Genomic DNA, 21369 nt, shown 5'->3' on the forward strand with positions numbered 1-21369 from the left:
AGGCTGACGACAGAGGCGTGTTCAGACTCCCGCGGTTGCGCGCTTCAGAACATTTCACTCATCAAGGATTTGCCATGGCTTCGACCGCTGCCCGCCCCGCTTCCAGGCCACTGAATGTCTGGCTGTGCCTGGGAGTGCCCGCCATTGCGGCGATCACCCTGCTGTTGCTCGAACTGACGTCCCTGGACATGGACCTTGCCAGGCTGTTCTACGACCCGGTCGCCGGCGAGTTCATCGGGCGACACAGTTACTTCCTGGAAAACATTTTGCATGACCGGGCCAAGCAAGTGGTCATCGCCTTTTCGGTGTTCGCCATCCTGGGCTTCATCGGCTCTTTTTTCCTGGAAAGGCTCAAACCGTTCAAGCGCGAACTGGGTTGCCTGGTGTTATCTCTGGCGCTGGCAACGTCGTTCGTCACTCCGGTCAAAGCCGTGACCGCAGTGCAATGCCCATGGAGCCTGGAGCAATTCGGCGGGCATGAAACCTACAGCGAACTGCTCAGCCCTCGCCCGCACACCGACAAGCCGGGCCGTTGCTGGCCGGGTGGTCATGCGGCGACCGGTTTCACGTTGTTTGCGCTGTTCTTCGTATTACGCGACCGGCGCCCGCGTCTGGCACGCAAAGCGTTTGTCTTCGCCTTCGCGTTGGGCTCGGTGTTTTCCATCAGCCGGATGATGCAGGGGGCGCACTTCTTTTCGCACAACGTGTGGACGGCAATTTTCTGCTGGTTGATTTGTCTGGGGGCGTATTACTACATCCTTTATCGACCGGCCTCCAAAGCTGCGCGAGTAGTTAACGTGGAGCCTGTCAGCGTCTGAGCTGACGCCTTCGCGGGCAAGCCCGCTCCCACAGGGTTGATGCCGATCCTGTGGGAGCGTGGCTTGCCCGCGATGGCCGCGACTCGGTCTCCCGGCGGACCAAATTGAAGGCAATAAAAAACCCCGCCTGCTTAGCGCAGACGGGGTTTTTATGTACGGGGTAAGGCTGGCTTACATCATGCCGCCCATGCCACCCATACCGCCCATGTCTGGCATGCCGCCGCCAGCTGGTGCGTCTTCCTTGATCTCGGCGATCATGGCTTCGGTGGTGATCATCAGGCTGGCAATCGACGAAGCCGCTTGCAGAGCCGAACGAGTCACTTTAGCCGGGTCCAGGATACCCATTTCGATCATGTCGCCGTATTCGCCGGTCGCAGCGTTGTAACCGTAGTTACCCGAACCCTGCTTGACCTTGTCGACAACTACGCTTGGCTCGTCGCCGGAGTTGGCAACGATCTGGCGCAGTGGCGCTTCAACAGCGCGACGCAGCAACTGGATGCCAACGTTCTGGTCATCGTTGTCGCCTTTGAGCTCGGAGATAGCCTGCAGAGCGCGAACCAGTGCCACGCCGCCGCCAGGTACCACGCCTTCTTCAACGGCTGCACGGGTAGCGTGCAGGGCGTCTTCAACGCGGGCTTTCTTCTCTTTCATTTCTACTTCGGAACCAGCGCCAACCTTGATCACTGCAACGCCGCCGGACAGCTTGGCCAGACGCTCTTGCAGTTTTTCACGGTCGTAGTCGGACGAAGTGTCAGCCACTTGCTGACGGATTTGCAGTACGCGAGCCTGGATATCAGCTTCAACGCCGGCGCCGTCGATCACGGTGGTGTTTTCTTTGGACAGGATCACGCGCTTGGCATTACCCAGGTGTTCCAGGGTAGTGCTTTCCAGGCTCAGGCCGATCTCTTCGGAGATAACGGTACCGCCAGTCAGAACGGCGATGTCCTGCAGCATGGCCTTGCGACGGTCGCCGAAGCCTGGAGCCTTGACGGCTGCGACTTTGACGATGCCACGCATGTTGTTCACAACCAGAGTCGCCAGGGCTTCGCCTTCAACGTCTTCGGCCACGATCAGCAGTGGACGGCCGGCTTTGGCAACGGCTTCCAGGACTGGCAACATTTCGCGGATGTTGGAGATCTTTTTGTCGACCAGCAGGATCAGCGGACCGTCGAGTTCGGCAGTCATGGTCTCTGGCTTGTTGACGAAGTACGGGGACAGGTAGCCACGGTCGAACTGCATGCCTTCAACAACCGACAGTTCGTTTTCCAGGCCCGAGCCTTCTTCAACAGTGATCACGCCTTCTTTGCCGACTTTTTCCATGGCTTCGGCAATGATGTCGCCGATGGAGCTGTCGGAGTTGGCCGAGATGGTGCCGACCTGAGCGATGGCCTTGGTGTCAGCGCAAGGCTTGGACAGGGCTTTCAGCTCTTTGACGATCGCGATGGTCGCTTTGTCGATACCGCGCTTCAGGTCCATCGGGTTCATGCCGGCAGCGACGGCTTTCAGGCCTTCGTTGACGATCGATTGAGCCAGAACAGTAGCGGTGGTGGTACCGTCGCCTGCGTCATCGTTGGCACGGGAGGCAACGTCTTTGACCAGCTGCGCGCCCATGTTTTCGAAGCGATCTTTCAGCTCGATTTCTTTGGCGACGGAAACGCCGTCCTTGGTGATGGTCGGAGCGCCGAAGCTCTTCTCGATGATCACGTTACGGCCTTTAGGGCCCAGGGTCGCTTTTACTGCGTCAGCCAGGACGTTGACACCGGCGAGCATTTTCTTGCGGGCGGAATCGCCGAATTTAACTTCTTTAGCAGCCATGATCGATATTCCTTAAATACTTTGTAGTAACGGGAAAATGAGCGGGGAATCAGCCTTCGATGACAGCGAGGATTTCGCTCTCGCCGATGACCAGCAGGTCTTCGCCGTCAACTTTCACAGTGTTGCTGCCGGAGTAAGGGCCGAACACAACCTTGTCACCCACTTTCACGGCCAGCGCACGCACTTCACCGTTGTCCAGTGCTTTACCTGGGCCTACAGCGAGGACTTCACCCTGGTTTGGCTTTTCAGCAGCCGAACCTGGCAGGACGATACCGCCAGCGGTTTTCTTTTCTTCTTCGCTGCGACGGACGACGACGCGGTCATGCAGAGGACGAAGCTTCATTGTCGATCTCTCCTAATTGTGGTTTTCATCGGCCGGTGTAGTCCCGGCGGGTTTAACAAATCCGGCGGCGCCGGGTGCGGTTCGTCGAGCGAACCGCGGAAGTCTGTCTGGCGCAATTGCCAGAAACCTTGCGGTGACCGTTACATAAGGGCGCACAAGCTTATTTCAAGGGCGGGGAGCGAAAAATTTTTACGTCAATGCCCTGAAAACCAACACGGCACCCGAAGGTGCCGTGTCGATGGAAGTGTTACTTGGAGTCGCGGTGCTCGAACTCGCCTTCGATCACATTGGGCTCACGGCCCAATGGCTGCTGCGGAGCAGGACCGCCCCGTGGCTGAAGGTCATCGGCGAACGCACGCTGACGCATCGCTTGTTCCTCGGCGCGCAGACGCATTTTGTTGGCCAGCAGTCGACGAGAGATCGGCAGCAACATGATCAGACCCAGCACGTCGGTGACGAAGCCCGGCAGGATCAACAGACCGCCCGCCAGGGCCAGCATCAGGCCTTCGAGCATGGTCTGGGCCGGCAGCTCGCCGCGGTTCAGACTTTCACGGGCGCGTAGCGCAGTAGCCAGACCGGCGATACGCAGCACGAACACGCCGAGCATCGAGCCGAGAATGATCAGCAGCAGGGCCGGGAAAAACCCGATCGCCCCACTGACCTTGACGAATACGAACAGCTCCAACACCGGGAACAGTACAAAGAGCAATAAAAAAGGGCGCATCAAATGGTTCCTCAACGCAAGAATGCCTTGCCAGTTTTCCTTAGATGACGTCGCCGTTTCGTGAATTCAAGCGTCGGCCACTTCATTTTTCGGCCAATGCTCGGCGTGAGCCAGGAAAACCAAGGCTTCCCGGACTTGTGTCGGCGTATTACAGGGCGTTTGAAACGGCAGCCAGTAGAGCCCCTGACCGATGCGCAAGTGCATGCCTTCGGTGTCGATACCGGCCAATTGCGCCGGAGCGGTTTTCGGCAGCCCCGCCAGCTCGACGTAGTGAGCGATGGCTTTAGCGTGATCAGCATTCATGTGCTCGACCATGCTCACTTCGGCCTTGCCGGCGAACGGGTTGGCGAGGGTCAACTGATCGATCCAGTGGATCGCACCGAAACCGCCGATGTAGCGGTGACGTACCTCGTTGAGTACCCAGAAATCGAAATCGTGGGCTTTGTGATAGTTCTGCGAATCGGGGAAATAGCGGTAGTAACGCTCGGCTGCCGCCTCGATGGCAGTGGGGTCTTGAAGCTTTTCTGCCTCAGCGAGGTAAGTCAGGCGACCAACGGCTTGTACGTCTTCGGCTTCACGCTCACCCACCAGCAGCGAGCATTTTGGATCTTTCTGCAGGTTGTGAGTGTGCTGAGCGATGCGGCTGATAAGGATCAGCGGCCGGCCCTGCTCATCCAGGCAATAGGGAACCACGGAGCCAAACGGAAAACCGGGCATCGCTTTGGAGTGGGTCGACAGCACTCCACGGTATTCCTTGAGAAGCAATTCTCGGGCGTTCTTAGCAACTTTAATGCTCAATTTATGACTCCTTATGTAGAATCCGTCGAAAACAGACGGACAACTGGGCTAAAGTTCCCAGGACGCCATCAGGCAGTTCTCATGTGCGGCGGGCCCGCGCACCCTACAAGAAATCCACTCTGACCAGCTAACGGGGCTATGCGAATGCAACTCACTGACAAAGTAATCATTATCACCGGCGGTTGCCAGGGTTTAGGCCGGTCCATGGCCGAGTATCTTGCAGGTCGTGGCGCGAAGCTGGCCCTTGTGGACCTGAACCAGGAAAAACTCGACGCCGCCGTCGCGGCTTGCAAAGCCAAGGGTGTCGAGGCTCGGGCCTACCTGTGCAACGTCGCCGATGAAGAACAGGTGACCCATATGGCCGCTCAGGTGGCCGACGATTTCGGCGCGATCCATGGGCTGATCAACAACGCCGGCATTCTGCGCGACGGCCTGCTGCTGAAGCTCAAGGACGGCGAAATGACCAAGATGAGCCTGGCCCAATGGCAGGCGGTCATCGACGTCAATCTGACCGGTGTGTTCCTGTGCACCCGTGAAGTCGCGGCGAAAATGGTCGAGCTGAACAACAGCGGCGCGATCATCAATATCTCGTCGATTTCGCGCGCCGGCAACGTTGGCCAGACCAACTACTCCGCGGCCAAGGCCGGTGTCGCTGCGGCGACTGTGACCTGGGCCAAGGAACTGGCACGTTACGGCATTCGCGTGGCGGGCATTGCGCCGGGCTTTATCGAAACCGAGATGACCCTGAGCATGAAGCCCGAAGCGCTGGAGAAAATGACGTCCGGGATTCCGCTCAAGCGCATGGGTAAACCTGAAGAGATCGCTCAGTCGGCAGCGTACATCTTCGAGAACGACTACTACACCGGTCGGATTCTGGAATTGGATGGCGGGTTGCGCATCTAAGGCAAGATCAAAAGATCGCAGCCTCGCTTCGCTCGACAGCTCCTACATGGATTGGCTTACACCTGTAGGAGCTGTCGAGCGAAGCGAGGCTGCGATCTCTTTTCAGCGGATCAATCGTCGCTGACGGTGATGTTCGGCATCGCCGGCGTCGCGGCTTCCTGCAGCACAATCCGCGCCCCCACATGGCGAGCCAGTTCCTGGTAAACCATCGCAATCTGGCTGTCTGGCTCGGCGATTACCGTTGGCTTGCCGCCATCGGCCTGTTCGCGAATCAGCATCGACAGTGGCAATGAAGCCAACAGTTCGACACCGTACTGGTTGGCCAGCTTCACACCGCCACCTTCACCGAACAGATGCTCGGCATGCCCGCAGTTGGAGCAGATGTGCACGGCCATGTTTTCCACCACGCCCAGTACCGGGATGTTGACCTTGCGGAACATCTCCACGCCCTTGCGCGCGTCCAGCAATGCCAGATCCTGCGGCGTGGTCACGATTACCGCGCCGGCCACCGGGACTTTCTGCGCCAGGGTCAGCTGGATATCGCCGGTGCCTGGCGGCATGTCGATGACCAGATAATCCAGGTCGCCCCAGGCCGTTTGCGTGACCAGTTGCAACAAGGCGCCGGAGACCATCGGCCCGCGCCAGACCATCGGCGTGTTGTCGTCGGTCAGGAAGGCCATGGACATCACTTCGACGCCATGGGATTCAATCGGAATGAACCACTTCTGATCCTTGACCTTTGGTCGGGTGCCTTCAGGGATGCCGAACATGATGCCCTGGCTCGGACCGTAGATATCCGCGTCGAGAATCCCGACCTTGGCGCCTTCACGGGCCAAGGCCAACGCGAGGTTGGCAGCGGTGGTGGACTTGCCCACGCCACCCTTGCCGGATGCCACGGCCACGACGTTCTTGACGTTGGCCAAACCCGGGATCTGTGCCTGGGCCTTGTGCGCGGCGATCACGCTGGTGATCTCGACGCGCGCGGTGACGACGCCGTCCAGGCCTTCGATGGCCAGTTGCAGCAACTGCGCCCAACCGCTCTTGAACAGACCGGCGGCGTAACCCAGCTCCAGCTGGACGCTGACGCGATCACCCTGGATATCGATGCTACGCACGCACCCGGCGCTGACCGGGTCCTGGTTCAGGTAAGGGTCGGTGTATTGGCGAAGGACGGCTTCCACCGCTGCGCGATTGACGGCGCTCATGGGCAACTCCGATAGCAAGACTGGAAAATCAGGGAGGTATCCTAACCGTTCTGTCGCCTGGACGGCATGCTTTCAGAATATGACAAATATCCCATGACCAGACGCGCCCTGTAGCAGCTGGCGAAGCCTGCGTTCGGCGGCGAAGCCGTCGTAAAACCAGACAATGCGGTGTTTCAGGTAGATCGAGGTGGCAGGATAGGCGACGGCTTCGCCGCCGAACGCAGGCTTCGCCAGCTGCTACAAAGGTCCGTGGAGGCAGGCCGTGGGGGTGAAAAATATGCGCCAGCGCTTTATAGTGGCCGACCTCCGTTTCATCAAGTAGCCGAGCCCCATGTCCGAGCCACGCAAGATCCTCGTCACCAGCGCCCTGCCCTATGCCAATGGTTCGATCCACCTCGGCCATATGCTGGAATACATCCAGACCGATATGTGGGTGCGCTTCCAGAAGCATCGCGGTAATCAATGCATTTATGTCTGCGCCGACGACGCCCACGGTTCGGCCATCATGCTGCGCGCGGAAAAGGAAGGCATCACCCCGGAACAACTGATCGCCAACGTCCAGGCTGAACACAGCGCCGACTTTGCCGAGTTCCTGGTGGACTTCGACAACTTCCACTCCACTCACTCCGAAGAAAACCGTGAGCTGTCGAGCCAGATTTACCTGAAGCTGCGCGACGCCGGGCACATCGCCACGCGCTCGATCACTCAGTACTTCGACCCGGAAAAGAAAATGTTCCTGGCCGACCGCTTCATCAAGGGCACCTGCCCGAAGTGCGGCACCGAAGACCAGTACGGCGACAACTGCGAAAAATGCGGTGCGACCTACGCGCCGACCGACCTCAAAGATCCGAAGTCGGCAATTTCCGGCGCCACCCCGGTGCTCAAGGATTCCCAGCACTTCTTCTTCAAATTGCCGGACTTCCAGGAAATGCTGCAAGCCTGGACCCGCAGCGGTACGTTGCAAGAAGCCGTCGCCAACAAGATCTCCGAATGGCTGGATGCCGGCCTGCAACAGTGGGACATCTCCCGCGATGCGCCGTACTTCGGCTTCGAGATTCCCGACGAGCCGGGCAAGTATTTCTACGTGTGGCTGGATGCGCCAATCGGCTACATGGCCAGCTTCAAAAACCTCTGCGACCGCACGCCTACACTTGATTTCGACGCGTTCTGGGGCAAAGATTCCACCGCCGAGCTGTACCATTTCATCGGCAAGGACATCGTCAACTTCCACGCCCTGTTCTGGCCCGCCATGCTCGAAGGCGCCGGGTTCCGCAAACCGACCGGCATCAATGTACACGGCTACCTGACCGTCAACGGCCAGAAGATGTCCAAGTCCCGCGGAACGTTCGTCAAGGCGCGGACTTACCTGGATCACCTGTCGCCGGAATACCTGCGCTACTACTACGCCGCCAAGCTGAGCCGTGGCGTCGACGACCTGGACCTGAACCTCGAAGACTTCGTGCAGAAGGTCAACTCCGACCTGGTCGGCAAAGTCGTCAACATCGCCAGCCGTTGCGCCGGTTTCATCCATAAAGGCAACGCCGGTGTACTGGTAGCCGGCAACGCCGCGCCGGAACTGACTGACGCCTTCCTGGCCGCAGCACCGAGCATTGCCGATGCCTACGAGGCTCGCGACTTCGCACGTGCCATGCGCGAAATCATGGGCCTGGCCGACCGCGCCAACGCCTGGATCGCCGACAAGGCGCCGTGGTCGCTGAACAAACAGGAAGGCAAGCAGGATGAAGTCCAGGCCATTTGCGCCTTGGGCATCAACCTGTTCCGTCAACTGGTGATCTTCCTCAAACCGGTGCTGCCGTTGCTGGCCGCAGATGCCGAGGCATTCCTGAATGTCGCCCCGCTGACCTGGAACGACCACGCCACCTTGCTCAGCAACCATCAGCTGAACGAGTTCAAACCGTTGATGACCCGCATCGACCCGGTAAAAGTGCAAGCCATGACCGACGCCTCGAAAGAAGACCTGACCGCCAGCGCAACCGACACCGGCGAAGCTGCACCGGCCGGCAACGGTGAACTGGCCAAGGATCCGCTGTCGCCAGAAATCGAGTTCGACGCCTTTGCCGCTGTAGACCTGCGCGTGGCGCTGATCGTCAAAGCCGAAGCCGTGGAAGGTGCCGACAAACTGCTGCGCCTGACCCTGGACATCGGTGACGAGCAACGCAACGTGTTCTCCGGCATCAAGAGCGCCTACCCGGACCCGTCCAAGCTCAATGGTCGCCTGACCATGATGATCGCCAACCTCAAGCCTCGCAAAATGAAATTCGGCATCTCCGAAGGCATGGTGATGGCAGCCGGCCCTGGCGGTGAAGAAATCTACCTGCTGAGCCCTGACAGCGGCGCCAAGCCGGGTCAGCGCATCAAGTAAAACCCTGCGGTAAACCGATCCCACAGTCGTGCCCGGCGCGACTGTGGGATTTTCATGTCTGGCCCCCCCTCCTTCCTTGCCGGATAATGCCTAATCTCTTTTAGAGAGCCCTTGAGAAAGCCCTGTCCTTGCCGGCACGATCATGACCGAACTGCTTCTTACGCTTATCAGCGCCGCCCTGATCAACAATCTCGTGTTGCACTGGCCGCTGGGCGTCGATCCGGTGCTGGCCAGCGAGCAGCCACAGGTCCACGCGCTGGGCATCGCGACAACGTGCCTGATGCTGATCGTCGGCATACTCGGCTATGCGCTCTACCATTGGCTACTGGTGCCGTTGGCGCTGACCTCGCTGCGTCTGTTCGTGTTCCTGCCGTTGAGCGTTCTGCTGATCGGCCCGCTGTTGAAGTTGCTTTCACGGTTATTGGCGAAACTTTCATTCGATGGCCTCTGGCCCCTGCTGCTGGGGAATGCCGGGGTGCTTGGGCTGACGTTGCTCAACGCTCAGAACGACAAGGGAATTTTCCACGCCATAGCCCTGAGCCTTGGCGCCGGGCTGGGTTTCTGGCTGGTCCTGAGTCTGTTCAGCGACTTGCGCCAGCGCACACTCGACAACGATATCCCCCTGCCCTTTCGCGGCCTGCCGATCGAGTTGATCGGCGCCGGATTGATCGCGGTGGTTTTTCTCGGATTCAGCGGGCTGATTAAAACATGAGTCTGATTCAAAGCATCGACGCCCTCTTGCCGCAGACCCAATGCGGCAAGTGTGGCCACCCTGGATGCAAACCCTACGCCGAAGGCATCGCCAACGGCGAGCCGATCAACAAGTGCCCACCGGGCGGCAGCGAAACCATCGCGGCCTTGGCCGACCTGCTGAAAGTGCCGGTGCTGGAACTGGATGTCAGTCGCGGTTCGGCACCCGCGCAGATCGCTTACATCCGCGAAGCCGAATGCATCGGCTGCACCAAGTGCATTCAGGCCTGCCCGGTCGACGCCATTGTCGGCGCGGCGAAATTCATGCACACGGTCATCGTCGACGAATGCACCGGTTGCGACCTTTGCGTGGCGCCCTGCCCGGTGGATTGCATCGAGATGCATCCGCTACCGCTGGCCACAGTCTTGCCGATTGTCGGTGGGCTGGCGTTCAGCCTGGAGGAACAACAGGCCCGGGCCGCCAAGCGCAATCACGCGCGACGCCGTTTCGAACAGCGCAATGCCCGTTTGCATCGCGAAGAGGAACAGAAACTCGCCGAACGCCAGGCCCGTGCCCAACGTGCCGTGCAGCACAGCGAAGTGACGCTCGACCCGGTTCAGGCCGCACTCGAGCGCGTCCGCACACAGAAGGCCGCCAATGCCGATGCAGCACTGAAAAAGGCCAAGGTCGATCTGGCGATGAGTCGGGCGCAGCTGAACAAATCGCTCAAGGCCTTCGGGCATCCGCCAACCTTCGAGCAGCAATCGCAACTGATCGTGCTGCAACAGCAGTTCGAAGCCGCCGAACAGGCACTGGAGCAACTGGAGAGCAGCACACCGCCGGTCTCTGCGGCACCTGCGCCGGCAAAAGATGCCGAGTTGAAACGGGCGAAGATCCAGCTGGCCATGCGCCGCGCCGAACTCAAGAAAGCTCAGACAAGCGAAGCCCCAGCCGAACAGATCGAAGCGTTGCAACATGCGCTCAACGAAGCCGAGCGTCAGGTGGATGCCTATGTCACCCCTTGAATCGGTGGATGAACGCCTTCAGCAGGCCATGAAGCTGGTATTGCTGGCCACCGTGCCGGGGATGCTGATGTTGTTCTGGCTGTACGGCTGGGGCGTATTGATCAACCTGATTCTGGCGGCTATCACCGCACTGGCCGTTGAGGCGGCGGTGTTGCAGCTGCGCAAGCAACCGTTAAAACCGACGCTGAGCGATGGCAGTGCGCTGGTCAGCGCGACGCTGTTGGCGCTGGCCTTGCCGCCTTATTGCCCGTGGTGGCTGACGGTCAGTGCTGCGGCGTTCGGACTGTTTTTCGGCAAGCACTTGTATGGCGGCGTCGGCAAGAATCCGTTCAATCCGGCGATGCTCGGTTTCGCGTTGGTCTTGGTGATGTTTCCCCAGCAAATGACCCATTGGCCAGCGTCCCATGGCATGGATTTGTTTGGTGGGCTGCAACAGGTGTTCGGCTTCAGCTTCGGTCAGGCACCCGATGCGTGGGCCCAGGCCTCGGCGCTGGACAGTCTGCGAATCAACAAAAGCCTGACCATGGAAGAACTGTTCGCCGGCAACCCGGCATTCGGCCGTTTTGGTGGCCGAGGCATGGAATGGGTCAACCTGGCGTTTCTGGCAGGCGGTGCGTTTCTGCTGCAGCGGCGGGTATTCAGCTGGCATGCGCCGGTCGGCATGCTCGCAAGTCTGTTCATCATCAGCCTGTTGTGCTGGAACGGTACGGGCTCCGACTCTCATGGCTCGCCACTGTTTCATCTGTTCACCGGCGCGAGCATGCTCGGTGCCTTCTTCATCGTGACAGAACCGATATCCGGCGCGAAAAGCCCCACCGCCCGATTACTGTTCGGCGTAGGCGTGGGGTTACTGACTTATCTGATTCGGACATGGGGCGGGTATCCGGACGGCGTGGCCTTTGCGGTTTTGCTGATGAACCTTTGTGTACCGGCGCTGGAACGGTTTGCCGCGTCCAGGCAGGAGCCAGTTGCCCCATGAACCGAGCGACGAACGCTGTGATCCTGGTAGTGCTGGCAGGCCTGGGGATGGGCGCGACTTACCTCGTGCAGCACACCGGCGCCACGCGCGTTGCCGCCGAACAACGCCTGATCGACAGCCGCCAGTTACTGGATCTGCTACCGCCCGACAGCTACGACAACCAGCCACTGGAACACCCGCTCAGCCTCGAAAACACTCCCTTGGCCAACAGCACACTGTTGGGTGGCTACCTGGCGTCCAAGACTGGTCAATCGAGCGCCGTGTTGCTGCGCAGCCAGACACTGGGCTACACAGGCTCCATTGAGTTGCTGATCGCCATAGACCCCCAAGGCAAGTTAATGGGGGTCAAAACCCTCAAGCAATCGGAAACCCCTGGGTTGGGCGGCAAGCTTGCCGATTGGCCTAATGCCTGGCTGCAGGTGTTTACCGGCAAGTCTCTAACCGACCCCGATGACAATGGCTGGGCCTTGAAAAAGGACCAAGGGCAATTCGATCAGATCGCCGGCGCGACCATCACCTCAAGAGCAGTGATCAATGCCACCCATGACGCGCTGCGCTACTTCGATGAACACCGGCAACCGCTGATCGGGAGCAGCGCCCATGAATAAGTCATCAACCCTGCAGAACTCGCTGATGCTTACGCCCTTGATCGGCGTCACTGATTCATTGGTAACGGCCCTGGGCCTGTGGCTGATGTTGGCCCTGGTGCTCAGCGCTTACGGCGTGAGCATGGGCATCTTGCGTTCGCGACTGATTCCGGCAACACATTTGCTTGCCTGCCTGTTGCTGGCCGCCACGTTGACCAGTTGCGTGGAACTCGCCATGCAAGCCTGGTCGCTCCAATGGCACCAGCATCTGGGCCTCTACGCAGGATTGATCGCCTTGCAATGCGTCGTGCTGGAACACAACGGTTATTTTCACAGCACATGGCGTGATCGACTGCGTCTGTGTGGCCTGTTCGGCGCCTTGATGGTGGGCCTGGGCCTGCTGCGCGAGCTTCTCGGCAACGGGACACTCGGTAGCCATCTGTCCTGGATGGCCGGGGCCACGCAACCGGACTGGCAAGGCTGGACGCTGATCGTCGACGGTGGCCTGCACCTGGTCACTCTGGCCCCTGGCGGGTTTATTCTGTTGGGATTGCTGATCGCCGCACATCAGGCCTGGACCCGCCGCCCTGCGGCCTCACTTTGACCGCTTTCGAGGAAACGCATCGCCCATGAATGCCGCAAAACGTCTTGAAATTTTCCGCAGGTTTCACGAAGACAACCCTGAACCGAAAACCGAACTGGCCTACTCCTCACCGTTCGAATTGCTGATTGCCGTGATCCTCTCGGCGCAGTCGACCGATGTCGGCGTCAACAAGGCCACCGCCAAACTGTTCCCGGTGGCCAATACGCCGGCGGCTATCCATGCCTTGGGCGTCGAAGGGCTGTCGGAGTACATCAAGACCATCGGCCTGTTCAACAGCAAAGCGAAAAACGTGATCGAAACCTGTCGCTTGCTGATGGAGCGCCATGGCGGTGAAGTACCGCAGACCCGCGAGGCACTGGAGGCATTGCCGGGCGTCGGGCGCAAGACCGCCAACGTGGTGCTCAATACCGCCTTTCGTCAGCTGACCATGGCCGTGGACACTCACATTTTCCGAGTCAGTAACCGTACCGGCATTGCTCCGGGCAAGAATGTGGTGGAGGTGGAACAGAAACTGATGAAATACGTGCCGAAGGAATATCTGCTCGACGCCCATCACTGGCTGATTCTCCACGGGCGCTACGTTTGCCTGGCCCGCAAGCCGCGTTGTGGCAGCTGCCGAATCGAGGACTTGTGCGAATACAAGCAAAAGACTTCGGACGATTGAGGCTCTATTAGTTTTTTTGATGAATCGATTGAAAAAATCTTTTTTACCCGCCGGGAAATTGTCGATATAAGGAGCGCCAAAGGCAGCCTTAGCCTGGAGTTAACCTTATGAGTACTGGCAAAGAGCAATTGGACGTAGAAGACGACTTCACTCCCGTTGAGGCCGATGACGCTGAGCCGGTAGTGGAAGTGGCAAAGACCAACCTGAGCAAACGCCGCACCATCGACAATCTGCTGGAGGAGCGCCGACTGCAGAAGCAATTGGCCGATTACGATTTTGACTTGTAACACTTAAAAGCCTCCCGAAACGGAGGCTTTTTACTAAGTGCCGTCCCCTGATAAACGCCCGTTTATCTCGCCTCGACAAGCGCTGGTAGCTTCATACCAGGCCATTGCGTTGGGCCAATTCGATCAGGTCGACCAGTGAGCGAGCATTGAGCTTTAATAGAAGACGGGTCTTGTAAGTACTGACGGTTTTATTGCTGAGGAACATTCCATCGGCGATCTCCTTGTTTGTCTTTCCTCGGGCCAACTGTTGCAGGACCATCATCTCGCGCCCGGACAAACGATCCACCATATCAGATTCACTGGCGTTCCCAAGACTGGAACGCACAGTATGCAGAGCCTGATTGGGAAAGTAGCTGTAACCTGATAGCACGGCTTTTATTGCACTGAGCAACTCAGTGAGGTCCTGTTGTTTGCAGACATATCCGGCGGCGCCCGATTGCATACAGCGCATGGAAAAGTGCCCTGGCGCCTGGGAGGTCAAGATCAGTACTTTTATAGGCATCGCCGTTGATGTCAGACGCGCGATGACTTCCAACCCATCCAGTTTCGGTATTCCAATATCCAGAATGACAATATCCGGCATAAGATCACGGGCAAGTTGTAATGCGTCCACACCATTATCTGTCTCTGCAATGACTTCGTAGCCATGACGTTCCATTAGCATACGTACCGCAAGACGAATGACGGGGTGATCATCCACGATCAGCACTTTATTCATGGGCAAGTCCAATTTTCGCTGTTCGAATTTTTAGAGCCCGCACAATAGCCTAGTCGTTTCATCCATGGCATGCCGCACCCCCCGGCCACTCGTAGCGAGAGACATAGCCTACAAACAAAACGGATTATTCCTACAAAAAATCATTACCACACGAAGCGCCAGTGATTTCACTAGCCCAATATTGTTCAGCGTTCTGACATTTCTTTGTATCGCTTTACGACGCAAAAAAACACATAAAACAGAGTTTCACACCCACAATTCAACATACATCGACTATTGAGCTACCCTTAAAAGCAACGAATATTCTCCATCACTTATCGCACCTTTACTCAAACGAACAGGAAAAGCACACACACCGTAACAGTTCACCCACAACACAGCCCCACAAACCTAAACAAACAATCAGCGACATCCAAACATACAACCCCTATACTAACTTCCATTATCAGAGCAAGAAAAAACAGAGTTCAACCCAACAGTAAAAACCCAATACATTAGTTATTACCAGCCCATAAACCAATCGAGAAAACACAATACTTCATGAGCAGAAAACATGAAAAAACTCAAAAAAAGAATCACCAACCCAATGACTATCATCGCCATTTTCGCAGCATTATCTGAAACTTCGGCCGCTGTATCTCTCCCCTTTCTTGATTATGAGGAGAGAGCGCTCTATGTCTGGTTTCTGATTAGTTTTCCCTTCTATTTACTTTTTCTTTTTTTCGTCACACTCAATTTCAACTATCGATCGCTTTACGCGCCCTCCGATTTCGAGAAGGAAGAACATTTCATAAAAATTATGGACAACGCTGATGACTCGGGAAACACCAGGGTAACGCATGAAAGCCCGGTCCCTCACCATGTGCAACTGCCTGCCCCCCTAAAGGATCTGCACATTGTTGATGCACGGTGGATACACAAAAAAATGGCGTTCAGCGCCCTGATGGAGAGTATTCAGCACCCTCCGGATAATCCTGCACAAGTGATCATATTTCTCACGTGTGCCAATTCGGATAAATTACTGAAGGAAAACACGCTCAAACATTGCAAACAAATAAAGAAACGCAACAGCGCAACGTTCTGTATTTCTTACAACTTGAGTTCACAGGGAGTGACGATTATGGGCTAGGTATTGAACTGTCGCACATCAGAAAGGCAGCCCTTGAAGCAAGATCAAGGACAGAAAGCAGAAGGAACGGTCAGCAAAAACAAGAAGAAAGCGAAACGCAATATGCATCATCCCCCTTTTCAAATTTGTGGCCTTGTCATGGACAAGGCCACAAATCCATTACCGACTCAAAGGTCTCAGAAAAGCTTCCGGCCTTTGTTCGCCGCGATGCGCATGCGCAAGGCGTTGAGCTTGATGAAGCCCGCCGCATCGGCCTGGTTGTAGGCGCCGCCATCTTCCTCGAAGGTCGCGATGTTGGCGTCGAACAACGACTCGTCGGACTTGCGGCCAGTGACGATCACGTTGCCCTTGTACAGCTTCAGGCGCACTACGCCGTTCACATGGGCCTGGGAAGCGTCGATCATCTGTTGCAGCATCAGACGCTCAGGGCTCCACCAGTAACCGGTGTAGATCAGGCTGGCGTATTTAGGCATCAGCTCGTCTTTGAGGTGAGCCACTTCGCGGTCCAGGGTGATCGATTCGATCGCACGGTGAGCGCGCAGCATGATGGTGCCGCCCGGGGTCTCGTAGCAGCCGCGGGACTTCATGCCGACGTAGCGGTTTTCAACGATGTCCAGACGACCGATACCGTGTTCGCCACCGATACGGTTCAAGGTCGCCAGCACGGTGGCCGGGGTCATTTCGACGCCGTCCAGTGCGACGATATCGCCGTTGCGGTAGGTCAGTTCCAGGTATTGCGCTTTGTCAGGAGCCTTCTCCGGGGAGACGGTCCAGCGCCACATGTCTTCTTCGTGCTCGGTCCAGGTGTCTTCCAGCACGCCGCCTTCATAGGAAATGTGCAGCAGGTTGGCATCCATCGAATACGGGGATTTTTTCTTGCCGTGACGCTCGATCGGGATCGCGTGCTTCTCGGCGTAATCCATCAGCTTTTCACGGGAGAGCAGATCCCATTCGCGCCAAGGAGCGATCACTTTCACGCCTGGCTTCAAGGCGTAGGCGCCCAGTTCGAAACGAACCTGGTCGTTGCCTTTGCCGGTCGCGCCGTGGGAAATGGCGTCTGCGCCGGTTTCGTTGGCGATTTCGATCAGGCGCTTGGCGATCAACGGACGAGCGATGGAAGTACCCAGCAGGTACTCGCCTTCGTAAACGGTGTTGGCGCGGAACATCGGGAACACGAAATCGCGCACGAATTCTTCGCGCAGATCGTCGATGTAGATTTCTTTTACGCCCATGGCCTGAGCCTTGGCGCGGGCCGGTTCGACCTCTTCGCCCTGACCCAGGTCAGCGGTGAAGGTCACTACTTCACAGTTATAAGTATCCTGCAGCCACTTGAGGATCACCGAAGTGTCCAGGCCGCCGGAATACGCCAGAACGACCTTGTTTACGTCCGCCATGCCATCACTCCACGGGGTTCTACGGAAAGCCGTCAAGTCTACCGCTCATGCAGGATAATTTACAGAGGCGCGACAGCTTATGACGACGAAGCGACAGATTATGTCGAGCGAGCGACGACTTCAGCAGGTTCAGGAGGCCTTCGCGCTGCCCGCGGAAGCAGTGGCTTGAGGCGTCGGTTGCTCGGTCGGCGCTACCCGCTCAAGGCGTACAGCAACCCGACGGTTCTTCGCCCGATTAGCGGCATTGTTGTTCGGCGCCAGAGGATAGCGCTCACCGTGAAAACGCAGGGTGATCTGCGATTCCTGGACACCATTGGCCTTGAAGAAGTCCATTACGGCCAGCGCCCTGCGTCGTGACAGTTCGCGGTTGGTCAGGCGGTTGCCGCTATTGTCGGAGTGGCCGTCGAGCTCGATGTGGTTGACCGTCGGGTCGGCTTTCATGAATTCCAGCATAACCTGCAAATGGGCCTTGGCTTGGGCATCGAGGTCAATGCCCTCCCCCGGAAAGCCGACTTCGGATTGCTTCACCTGTTCAAAATTCTGCGGCAGCAACTTGGCCACGCAACCCTGATAGTCACTGTAGGCCTTGCTGAATTTGACCGGCAGCAGACGGACCTCCGATACCCTACCGTCGCCCGAGGAGTGTCGAACGACCGGGCTGCGACCGTCCATTAACCCGCTGATCAGGCGCCCGGCCTGAACTTGCGAGCTGTTGAACAGCACGTTGCCACTGCCGATTCGCACCGAGCCCAGGTTGATGTCGCCACGCCCCGGCTGCCATGGCGCCGCGGCTGCCAGCAAGGTCGCGGAACCGCCACCGATCATCGAGTTGTAAGCCTTCAAGCGAAATGTCGCCTGCTCGCCGGCACGACGCACGAACTCACCCGAGCCGAAATCGGTGATGGGTTGAGTCAGGCGGCATTCGAACTTGTCGCCTTCGACCGTCCACTCGATGCTCTCCAGACGGGTCTGGAAAGTGAGCGCCATCGCAGGAAGGCTGGCAAACACACTGAGCAAGGCTAGATAACGCTGGCGCACGGGAGGCTCCACTGGTTTCTGCAACAAAAAGACCGACACACATATTTACGGCATACCTGTTGGATATCGGAAGCTTGCCGCAAAACTTGATAGCGAGTGCCTGGAAGAGTCTTTTCCGGTAGCATTCCCCTGAGTTTGACCCGCCTGGAATCCCCTCATGTCCGACCGCCTGACCCTGCTGCGTCCCGACGACTGGCATATTCATCTTCGTGATGGTGCTGTGTTGCCCAATACCGTCGCGGATGTCGCGCGCACCTTTGGTCGCGCCATCATCATGCCCAACCTGGTACCGCCAGTGCGCAACGCGGCTGAAGCCAATGGCTATCGCCAGCGGATTCTCGCCGCGCGTCCGGCCGGCAGCCGTTTCGAACCGCTGATGGTGCTGTACCTGACCGACCGCACCCAGCCCGAAGAAATTCGTGAGGCCAAGGCCAGCGGTTTCGTTCACGCCGCCAAGCTGTACCCGGCCGGCGCGACCACCAACTCGGATTCTGGCGTCACCAGCATCGACAAGATTTTCCCCGCACTCGAGGCCATGGCCGAAGTCGGGATGCCCTTGTTGGTTCATGGTGAGGTCACCCGTGGCGATGTCGACGTTTTCGATCGCGAAAAAATCTTCATCGATGAACACATGCGTCGAGTGGTCGAGCGTTTCCCGACCCTCAAAGTGGTGTTCGAACACATCACCACCTCCGACGCCGTGCAGTTCGTCAATGAGGCTTCGGCCAATGTCGGTGCAACCATCACCGCGCACCACCTGCTGTACAACCGCAACCACATGCTGGTGGGCGGGATTCGGCCGCACTTCTACTGCCTGCCGATCCTCAAGCGCAATACCCATCAGGAAGCCCTGCTCGACGCCGCCACCAGCGGCAGCGACAAATTCTTCCTCGGCACCGACTCGGCACCCCATGCCCAGCACGCCAAGGAAGCAGCTTGCGGCTGTGCCGGTTGCTACACCGCTTATGCCGCGATCGAGATGTATGCCGAAGCCTTTGAACAGCGCAACGCGCTGGACAAGCTCGAAGCCTTCGCCAGCCTCAACGGCCCGCGTTTCTACGGCCTGCCGGTGAACACCGATCGCATCACCCTGGTCCGCGATGAGTGGACCGCCCCAACCAGCCTGCCGTTTGGCGAGCTGACCGTAATCCCGCTGCGCGCCGGTGAAAAACTGCGCTGGCGCCTGCTGGAGGAACACGCGTGAGTGAAGACCATTTCGACGACGAACAGGACGGTAATGGCGGCGGAGGCGGTTCCCGCCATCCAATGGCAGCCAGGTTCCGTGGTTACCTGCCGGTCGTTGTCGACGTAGAAACCGGTGGCTTCAACTCGGCCACCGATGCCCTGCTGGAAATCGCCGCCACCGTGATCGGCATGGATGAAAAAGGCTTTGTGTACCCTGAGCACACCTATTTCTTCCGGGTCGAGCCTTTCGAAGGCGCGAACATCGAAGCGGCAGCCCTGGAGTTCACCGGGATCAAGCTTGATCACCCATTGCGCATGGCCGTGAGTGAAGAAGCGGCCCTGACCGATATCTTCCGCGGTGTGCGCAAGGCTCTGAAGGCCAACGGTTGCAAACGGGCGATTCTGGTCGGGCACAACAGCAGCTTCGACCTGGGCTTCCTCAACGCCGCTGTCGCGCGCCTGGACATGAAACGCAACCCGTTTCACCCGTTTTCCAGCTTCGACACGGCGACCCTCGCCGGCCTGGCCTACGGTCAAACCGTATTGGCCAAGGCCTGCCAGGCAGCGGATATCGACTTCGACGGTCGCGAGGCCCACTCGGCCCGCTACGACACCGAGAAGACGGCTGACCTGTTCTGCGGCATCGTCAACCGCTGGAAACAAATGGGCGGCTGGGAAGATTACAACGACTGATCCAGCCACAAAGTGAACAACATGGGTTTATCCCGCCCATAAAAAAACCGGCCTCATCAGCCGGTTTTTTTATGCCTCGAACGTGCCTTACAGCGCAGCAGCGTTCTCGGTCAGGTAAGCCGCAACACCTTCGGTGGAAGCGGTCATGCCTTTGTCGCCTTTTTTCCAGTTGGCAGGGCAAACTTCGCCGTGCTCTTCGTGGAATTGCAGAGCGTCAACCAGACGGATCAGCTCTTCGATGTTACGGCCCAGCGGCAGGTCGTTGATGATCTGCGAGCGGACAACGCCTTTGTCGTCGATCAGGAACGCGCCACGGAAAGCCACGCCGCCTTCGGACTCAACGTCGTAGGCCTTGGCGATTTCGTGCTTTAGGTCGGCCGCCATGGTGTAGCGAACTTCGCCGATGCCACCATTGTTGACCGGGGTGTTGCGCCAGGCGTTGTGGGTGAAGTGCGAGTCGATCGAAACGGCTACCACTTCCACGTTGCGTGCCTTGAAGTCAGACATGCGGTTGTCCAGAGCGATCAGCTCGGACGGGCAAACGAAGGTGAAGTCCAGTGGGTAGAAGAACACCAGGCCGTATTTGCCTTTGATGGCCGAAGACAGGGTGAAGCTGTCTACGATTTCGCCATTGCCGAGTACGGCCGGTACGGTGAAGTCAGGGGCTTGTTTGCCTACGAGTACGCTCATTGGATATCTCCTGGTGTAATAACGTTGAAGAACAGGGTTCATGCCAGCCTGTCACCCTCAGGCGACAGCCCTGTGACACGAACCTCCTTCGCAAAAGGCCGACCATCATACACCGCGTTTTTCGCCTGTCCTCAACGGTTTTTTCTTGAAGGTAAAAAGGCCGCTGCTATATTTTTTTTCATGGCAGCTGTGAAGGCCGTTCGTCAGTCACACGCCTTTATGACGAAAAGCTTTCAGAAACCACTTTGACAATCATTCTCGTTAACATTAAGATCCATCGCAATTGAGTCACAACCAGCGACGGTTCTCACTTATGTATGTCTGCCTCTGCACTGGCGTCACCGACGGTCAAATCCGCGATGCAATCTATGAAGGTTGCTGCAGCTACAAGGAAGTCCGTCAGGCTACCGGCGTAGCGAGCCAATGCGGCAAATGCGCTTGCCTGGCCAAGGAAGTGGTGCGCGAAACACTGGGCAAGCTGCAATCAGCCCAGGCGGCGATTCCCTACCCCGCAGAATTTACCGCCGCATAACTACCCGTATTTCGAAGAACCGGACTTGATGTCCGGTTTTTTTATGTCTGAAAATCAATCGCTTAGGGCCTAGACGCGGAACACAAACATTCTTATTCCGATTAATTTTCATTTAAGTTTCAATAACTTAGGTTTGACACTATTAATTACGCGGCTCAAACTCT

Annotated in this window: 23 protein-coding genes; 14 read left to right on the forward strand and 9 right to left on the reverse strand. The window is 57.7% G+C overall.

Annotated elements, in window-relative coordinates:
* The first annotated feature begins 74 nt into the window (after positions 1 to 74).
* Positions 75 to 818 carry a phosphatase PAP2 family protein gene (locus tag PSH97_RS22075; RefSeq protein WP_305446704.1) on the forward strand — a complete coding sequence of 248 codons (744 nt, stop codon included), beginning with the start codon at positions 75 to 77 and terminating at the stop codon, positions 816 to 818.
* 171 nt (positions 819 to 989) lie between these two features.
* Here the strand turns inward: PSH97_RS22075 and groL are convergent, their stop codons facing one another.
* The 4 genes from groL to PSH97_RS22095 all read right to left on the reverse strand — a co-directional run bounded on the left by groL (position 990) and on the right by PSH97_RS22095 (position 4498).
* Positions 990 to 2633, reverse strand: coding sequence for a chaperonin GroEL (gene groL / locus PSH97_RS22080; RefSeq protein ID WP_305446705.1), 1644 nt, complete (start codon positions 2631 to 2633; stop codon positions 990 to 992).
* A 49-nt stretch (positions 2634 to 2682) separates the two neighbouring features.
* Positions 2683 to 2976 (reverse strand): co-chaperone GroES, encoded by a 294-nt coding sequence (locus tag PSH97_RS22085; protein ID WP_007898444.1) that lies wholly within the window; start codon positions 2974 to 2976, stop codon positions 2683 to 2685.
* Between the two features lie 247 nt (positions 2977 to 3223).
* Positions 3224 to 3700, reverse strand: a complete 477-nt coding sequence (locus PSH97_RS22090) for an FxsA family protein (RefSeq protein WP_038981886.1) — start codon at positions 3698 to 3700, stop codon at positions 3224 to 3226.
* Positions 3701 to 3766: 66 nt separating this feature from the next.
* Positions 3767 to 4498 carry a HugZ family pyridoxamine 5'-phosphate oxidase gene (locus PSH97_RS22095; protein ID WP_305446706.1) on the reverse strand — a complete coding sequence of 244 codons (732 nt, stop codon included), beginning with the start codon at positions 4496 to 4498 and terminating at the stop codon, positions 3767 to 3769.
* Positions 4499 to 4642: 144 nt separating this feature from the next.
* On the opposite strand from PSH97_RS22095, the gene PSH97_RS22100 reads away from it, so the two are divergent.
* On the forward strand, positions 4643 to 5401 hold the full coding sequence (locus PSH97_RS22100; protein ID WP_305446707.1) for an SDR family oxidoreductase: 759 nt from the start codon (positions 4643 to 4645) through the stop codon (positions 5399 to 5401).
* A gap of 110 nt (positions 5402 to 5511) precedes the next feature.
* On the opposite strand, the gene apbC is transcribed toward PSH97_RS22100, so the two are convergent.
* Complete coding sequence (apbC, locus tag PSH97_RS22105; RefSeq protein ID WP_008069516.1) at positions 5512 to 6606, reverse strand: iron-sulfur cluster carrier protein ApbC; 1095 nt, start codon at positions 6604 to 6606, stop codon at positions 5512 to 5514.
* A 331-nt stretch (positions 6607 to 6937) separates the two neighbouring features.
* On the opposite strand from apbC, the gene metG reads away from it, so the two are divergent.
* The 8 genes from metG (at position 6938) to PSH97_RS22145 (ending at position 13826) form a co-directional block, all read left to right on the forward strand.
* The gene (metG, locus tag PSH97_RS22110; protein ID WP_305446708.1) at positions 6938 to 8989 is read left to right on the forward strand and encodes a methionine--tRNA ligase; all 2052 of its coding nucleotides are present in this window, start codon (positions 6938 to 6940) and stop codon (positions 8987 to 8989) included.
* A 142-nt stretch (positions 8990 to 9131) separates the two neighbouring features.
* Complete coding sequence (locus PSH97_RS22115; protein ID WP_305446709.1) at positions 9132 to 9701, forward strand: Rnf-Nqr domain containing protein; 570 nt, start codon at positions 9132 to 9134, stop codon at positions 9699 to 9701.
* On the forward strand, positions 9698 to 10705 hold the full coding sequence (gene rsxB, locus PSH97_RS22120; protein WP_305446710.1) for an electron transport complex subunit RsxB: 1008 nt from the start codon (positions 9698 to 9700) through the stop codon (positions 10703 to 10705). Before PSH97_RS22115 ends, rsxB begins: the two co-directional genes overlap by 4 nt.
* Complete coding sequence (locus PSH97_RS22125; protein WP_305446711.1) at positions 10692 to 11684, forward strand: RnfABCDGE type electron transport complex subunit D; 993 nt, start codon at positions 10692 to 10694, stop codon at positions 11682 to 11684. Before rsxB ends, PSH97_RS22125 begins: the two co-directional genes overlap by 14 nt.
* Positions 11681 to 12292, forward strand: a complete 612-nt coding sequence (locus tag PSH97_RS22130) for an RnfABCDGE type electron transport complex subunit G (protein ID WP_305446712.1) — start codon at positions 11681 to 11683, stop codon at positions 12290 to 12292. The genes PSH97_RS22125 and PSH97_RS22130 overlap by 4 nt, the downstream gene beginning before the upstream one ends.
* Positions 12285 to 12875 (forward strand): Rnf-Nqr domain containing protein, encoded by a 591-nt coding sequence (locus PSH97_RS22135; RefSeq protein WP_305446713.1) that lies wholly within the window; start codon positions 12285 to 12287, stop codon positions 12873 to 12875. Before PSH97_RS22130 ends, PSH97_RS22135 begins: the two co-directional genes overlap by 8 nt.
* A gap of 25 nt (positions 12876 to 12900) precedes the next feature.
* On the forward strand, positions 12901 to 13539 hold the full coding sequence (gene nth, locus PSH97_RS22140) for an endonuclease III (protein WP_305446714.1): 639 nt from the start codon (positions 12901 to 12903) through the stop codon (positions 13537 to 13539).
* A 107-nt stretch (positions 13540 to 13646) separates the two neighbouring features.
* The gene (locus PSH97_RS22145) at positions 13647 to 13826 is read left to right on the forward strand and encodes a PA3496 family putative envelope integrity protein (RefSeq protein WP_007898493.1); all 180 of its coding nucleotides are present in this window, start codon (positions 13647 to 13649) and stop codon (positions 13824 to 13826) included.
* Between the two features lie 91 nt (positions 13827 to 13917).
* Here the strand turns inward: PSH97_RS22145 and PSH97_RS22150 are convergent, their stop codons facing one another.
* Complete coding sequence (locus tag PSH97_RS22150) at positions 13918 to 14544, reverse strand: response regulator transcription factor (RefSeq protein WP_305446715.1); 627 nt, start codon at positions 14542 to 14544, stop codon at positions 13918 to 13920.
* A gap of 553 nt (positions 14545 to 15097) precedes the next feature.
* On the opposite strand from PSH97_RS22150, the gene PSH97_RS22155 reads away from it, so the two are divergent.
* On the forward strand, positions 15098 to 15673 hold the full coding sequence (locus PSH97_RS22155; protein ID WP_305446716.1) for a hypothetical protein: 576 nt from the start codon (positions 15098 to 15100) through the stop codon (positions 15671 to 15673).
* 176 nt (positions 15674 to 15849) lie between these two features.
* Here PSH97_RS22155 and PSH97_RS22160 read toward each other — a convergent pair whose 3' ends face one another.
* Together PSH97_RS22160 and PSH97_RS22165 are read right to left on the reverse strand one after the other, a co-directional pair.
* Complete coding sequence (locus PSH97_RS22160; protein WP_223489117.1) at positions 15850 to 17067, reverse strand: argininosuccinate synthase; 1218 nt, start codon at positions 17065 to 17067, stop codon at positions 15850 to 15852.
* A 129-nt stretch (positions 17068 to 17196) separates the two neighbouring features.
* Positions 17197 to 18105, reverse strand: coding sequence for a flagellar protein MotY (locus PSH97_RS22165; RefSeq protein WP_305446717.1), 909 nt, complete (start codon positions 18103 to 18105; stop codon positions 17197 to 17199).
* A 157-nt stretch (positions 18106 to 18262) separates the two neighbouring features.
* Here PSH97_RS22165 and pyrC point away from each other — a divergent pair, with 157 nt between their 5' ends.
* Both pyrC and rnt read left to right on the forward strand, forming a co-directional pair.
* Positions 18263 to 19309, forward strand: a complete 1047-nt coding sequence (gene pyrC, locus PSH97_RS22170) for a dihydroorotase (protein WP_305446718.1) — start codon at positions 18263 to 18265, stop codon at positions 19307 to 19309.
* On the forward strand, positions 19306 to 19983 hold the full coding sequence (rnt, locus tag PSH97_RS22175; protein WP_007898509.1) for a ribonuclease T: 678 nt from the start codon (positions 19306 to 19308) through the stop codon (positions 19981 to 19983). The genes pyrC and rnt overlap by 4 nt, the downstream gene beginning before the upstream one ends.
* 87 nt (positions 19984 to 20070) lie before the next feature.
* Here the strand turns inward: rnt and PSH97_RS22180 are convergent, their stop codons facing one another.
* On the reverse strand, positions 20071 to 20673 hold the full coding sequence (locus PSH97_RS22180; protein ID WP_007898510.1) for a peroxiredoxin: 603 nt from the start codon (positions 20671 to 20673) through the stop codon (positions 20071 to 20073).
* Between the two features lie 313 nt (positions 20674 to 20986).
* On the opposite strand from PSH97_RS22180, the gene PSH97_RS22185 reads away from it, so the two are divergent.
* A complete protein-coding gene (locus tag PSH97_RS22185) occupies positions 20987 to 21205 on the forward strand; it encodes a bacterioferritin-associated ferredoxin (RefSeq protein ID WP_237884919.1) in 219 nt (72 codons plus the stop codon).
* Positions 21206 to 21369: the final 164 nt, after the last annotated feature.

The sequence above is a fragment of the Pseudomonas cucumis genome (genome assembly GCF_030687935.1).
GTDB lineage: Bacteria > Pseudomonadota > Gammaproteobacteria > Pseudomonadales > Pseudomonadaceae > Aquipseudomonas > Aquipseudomonas cucumis.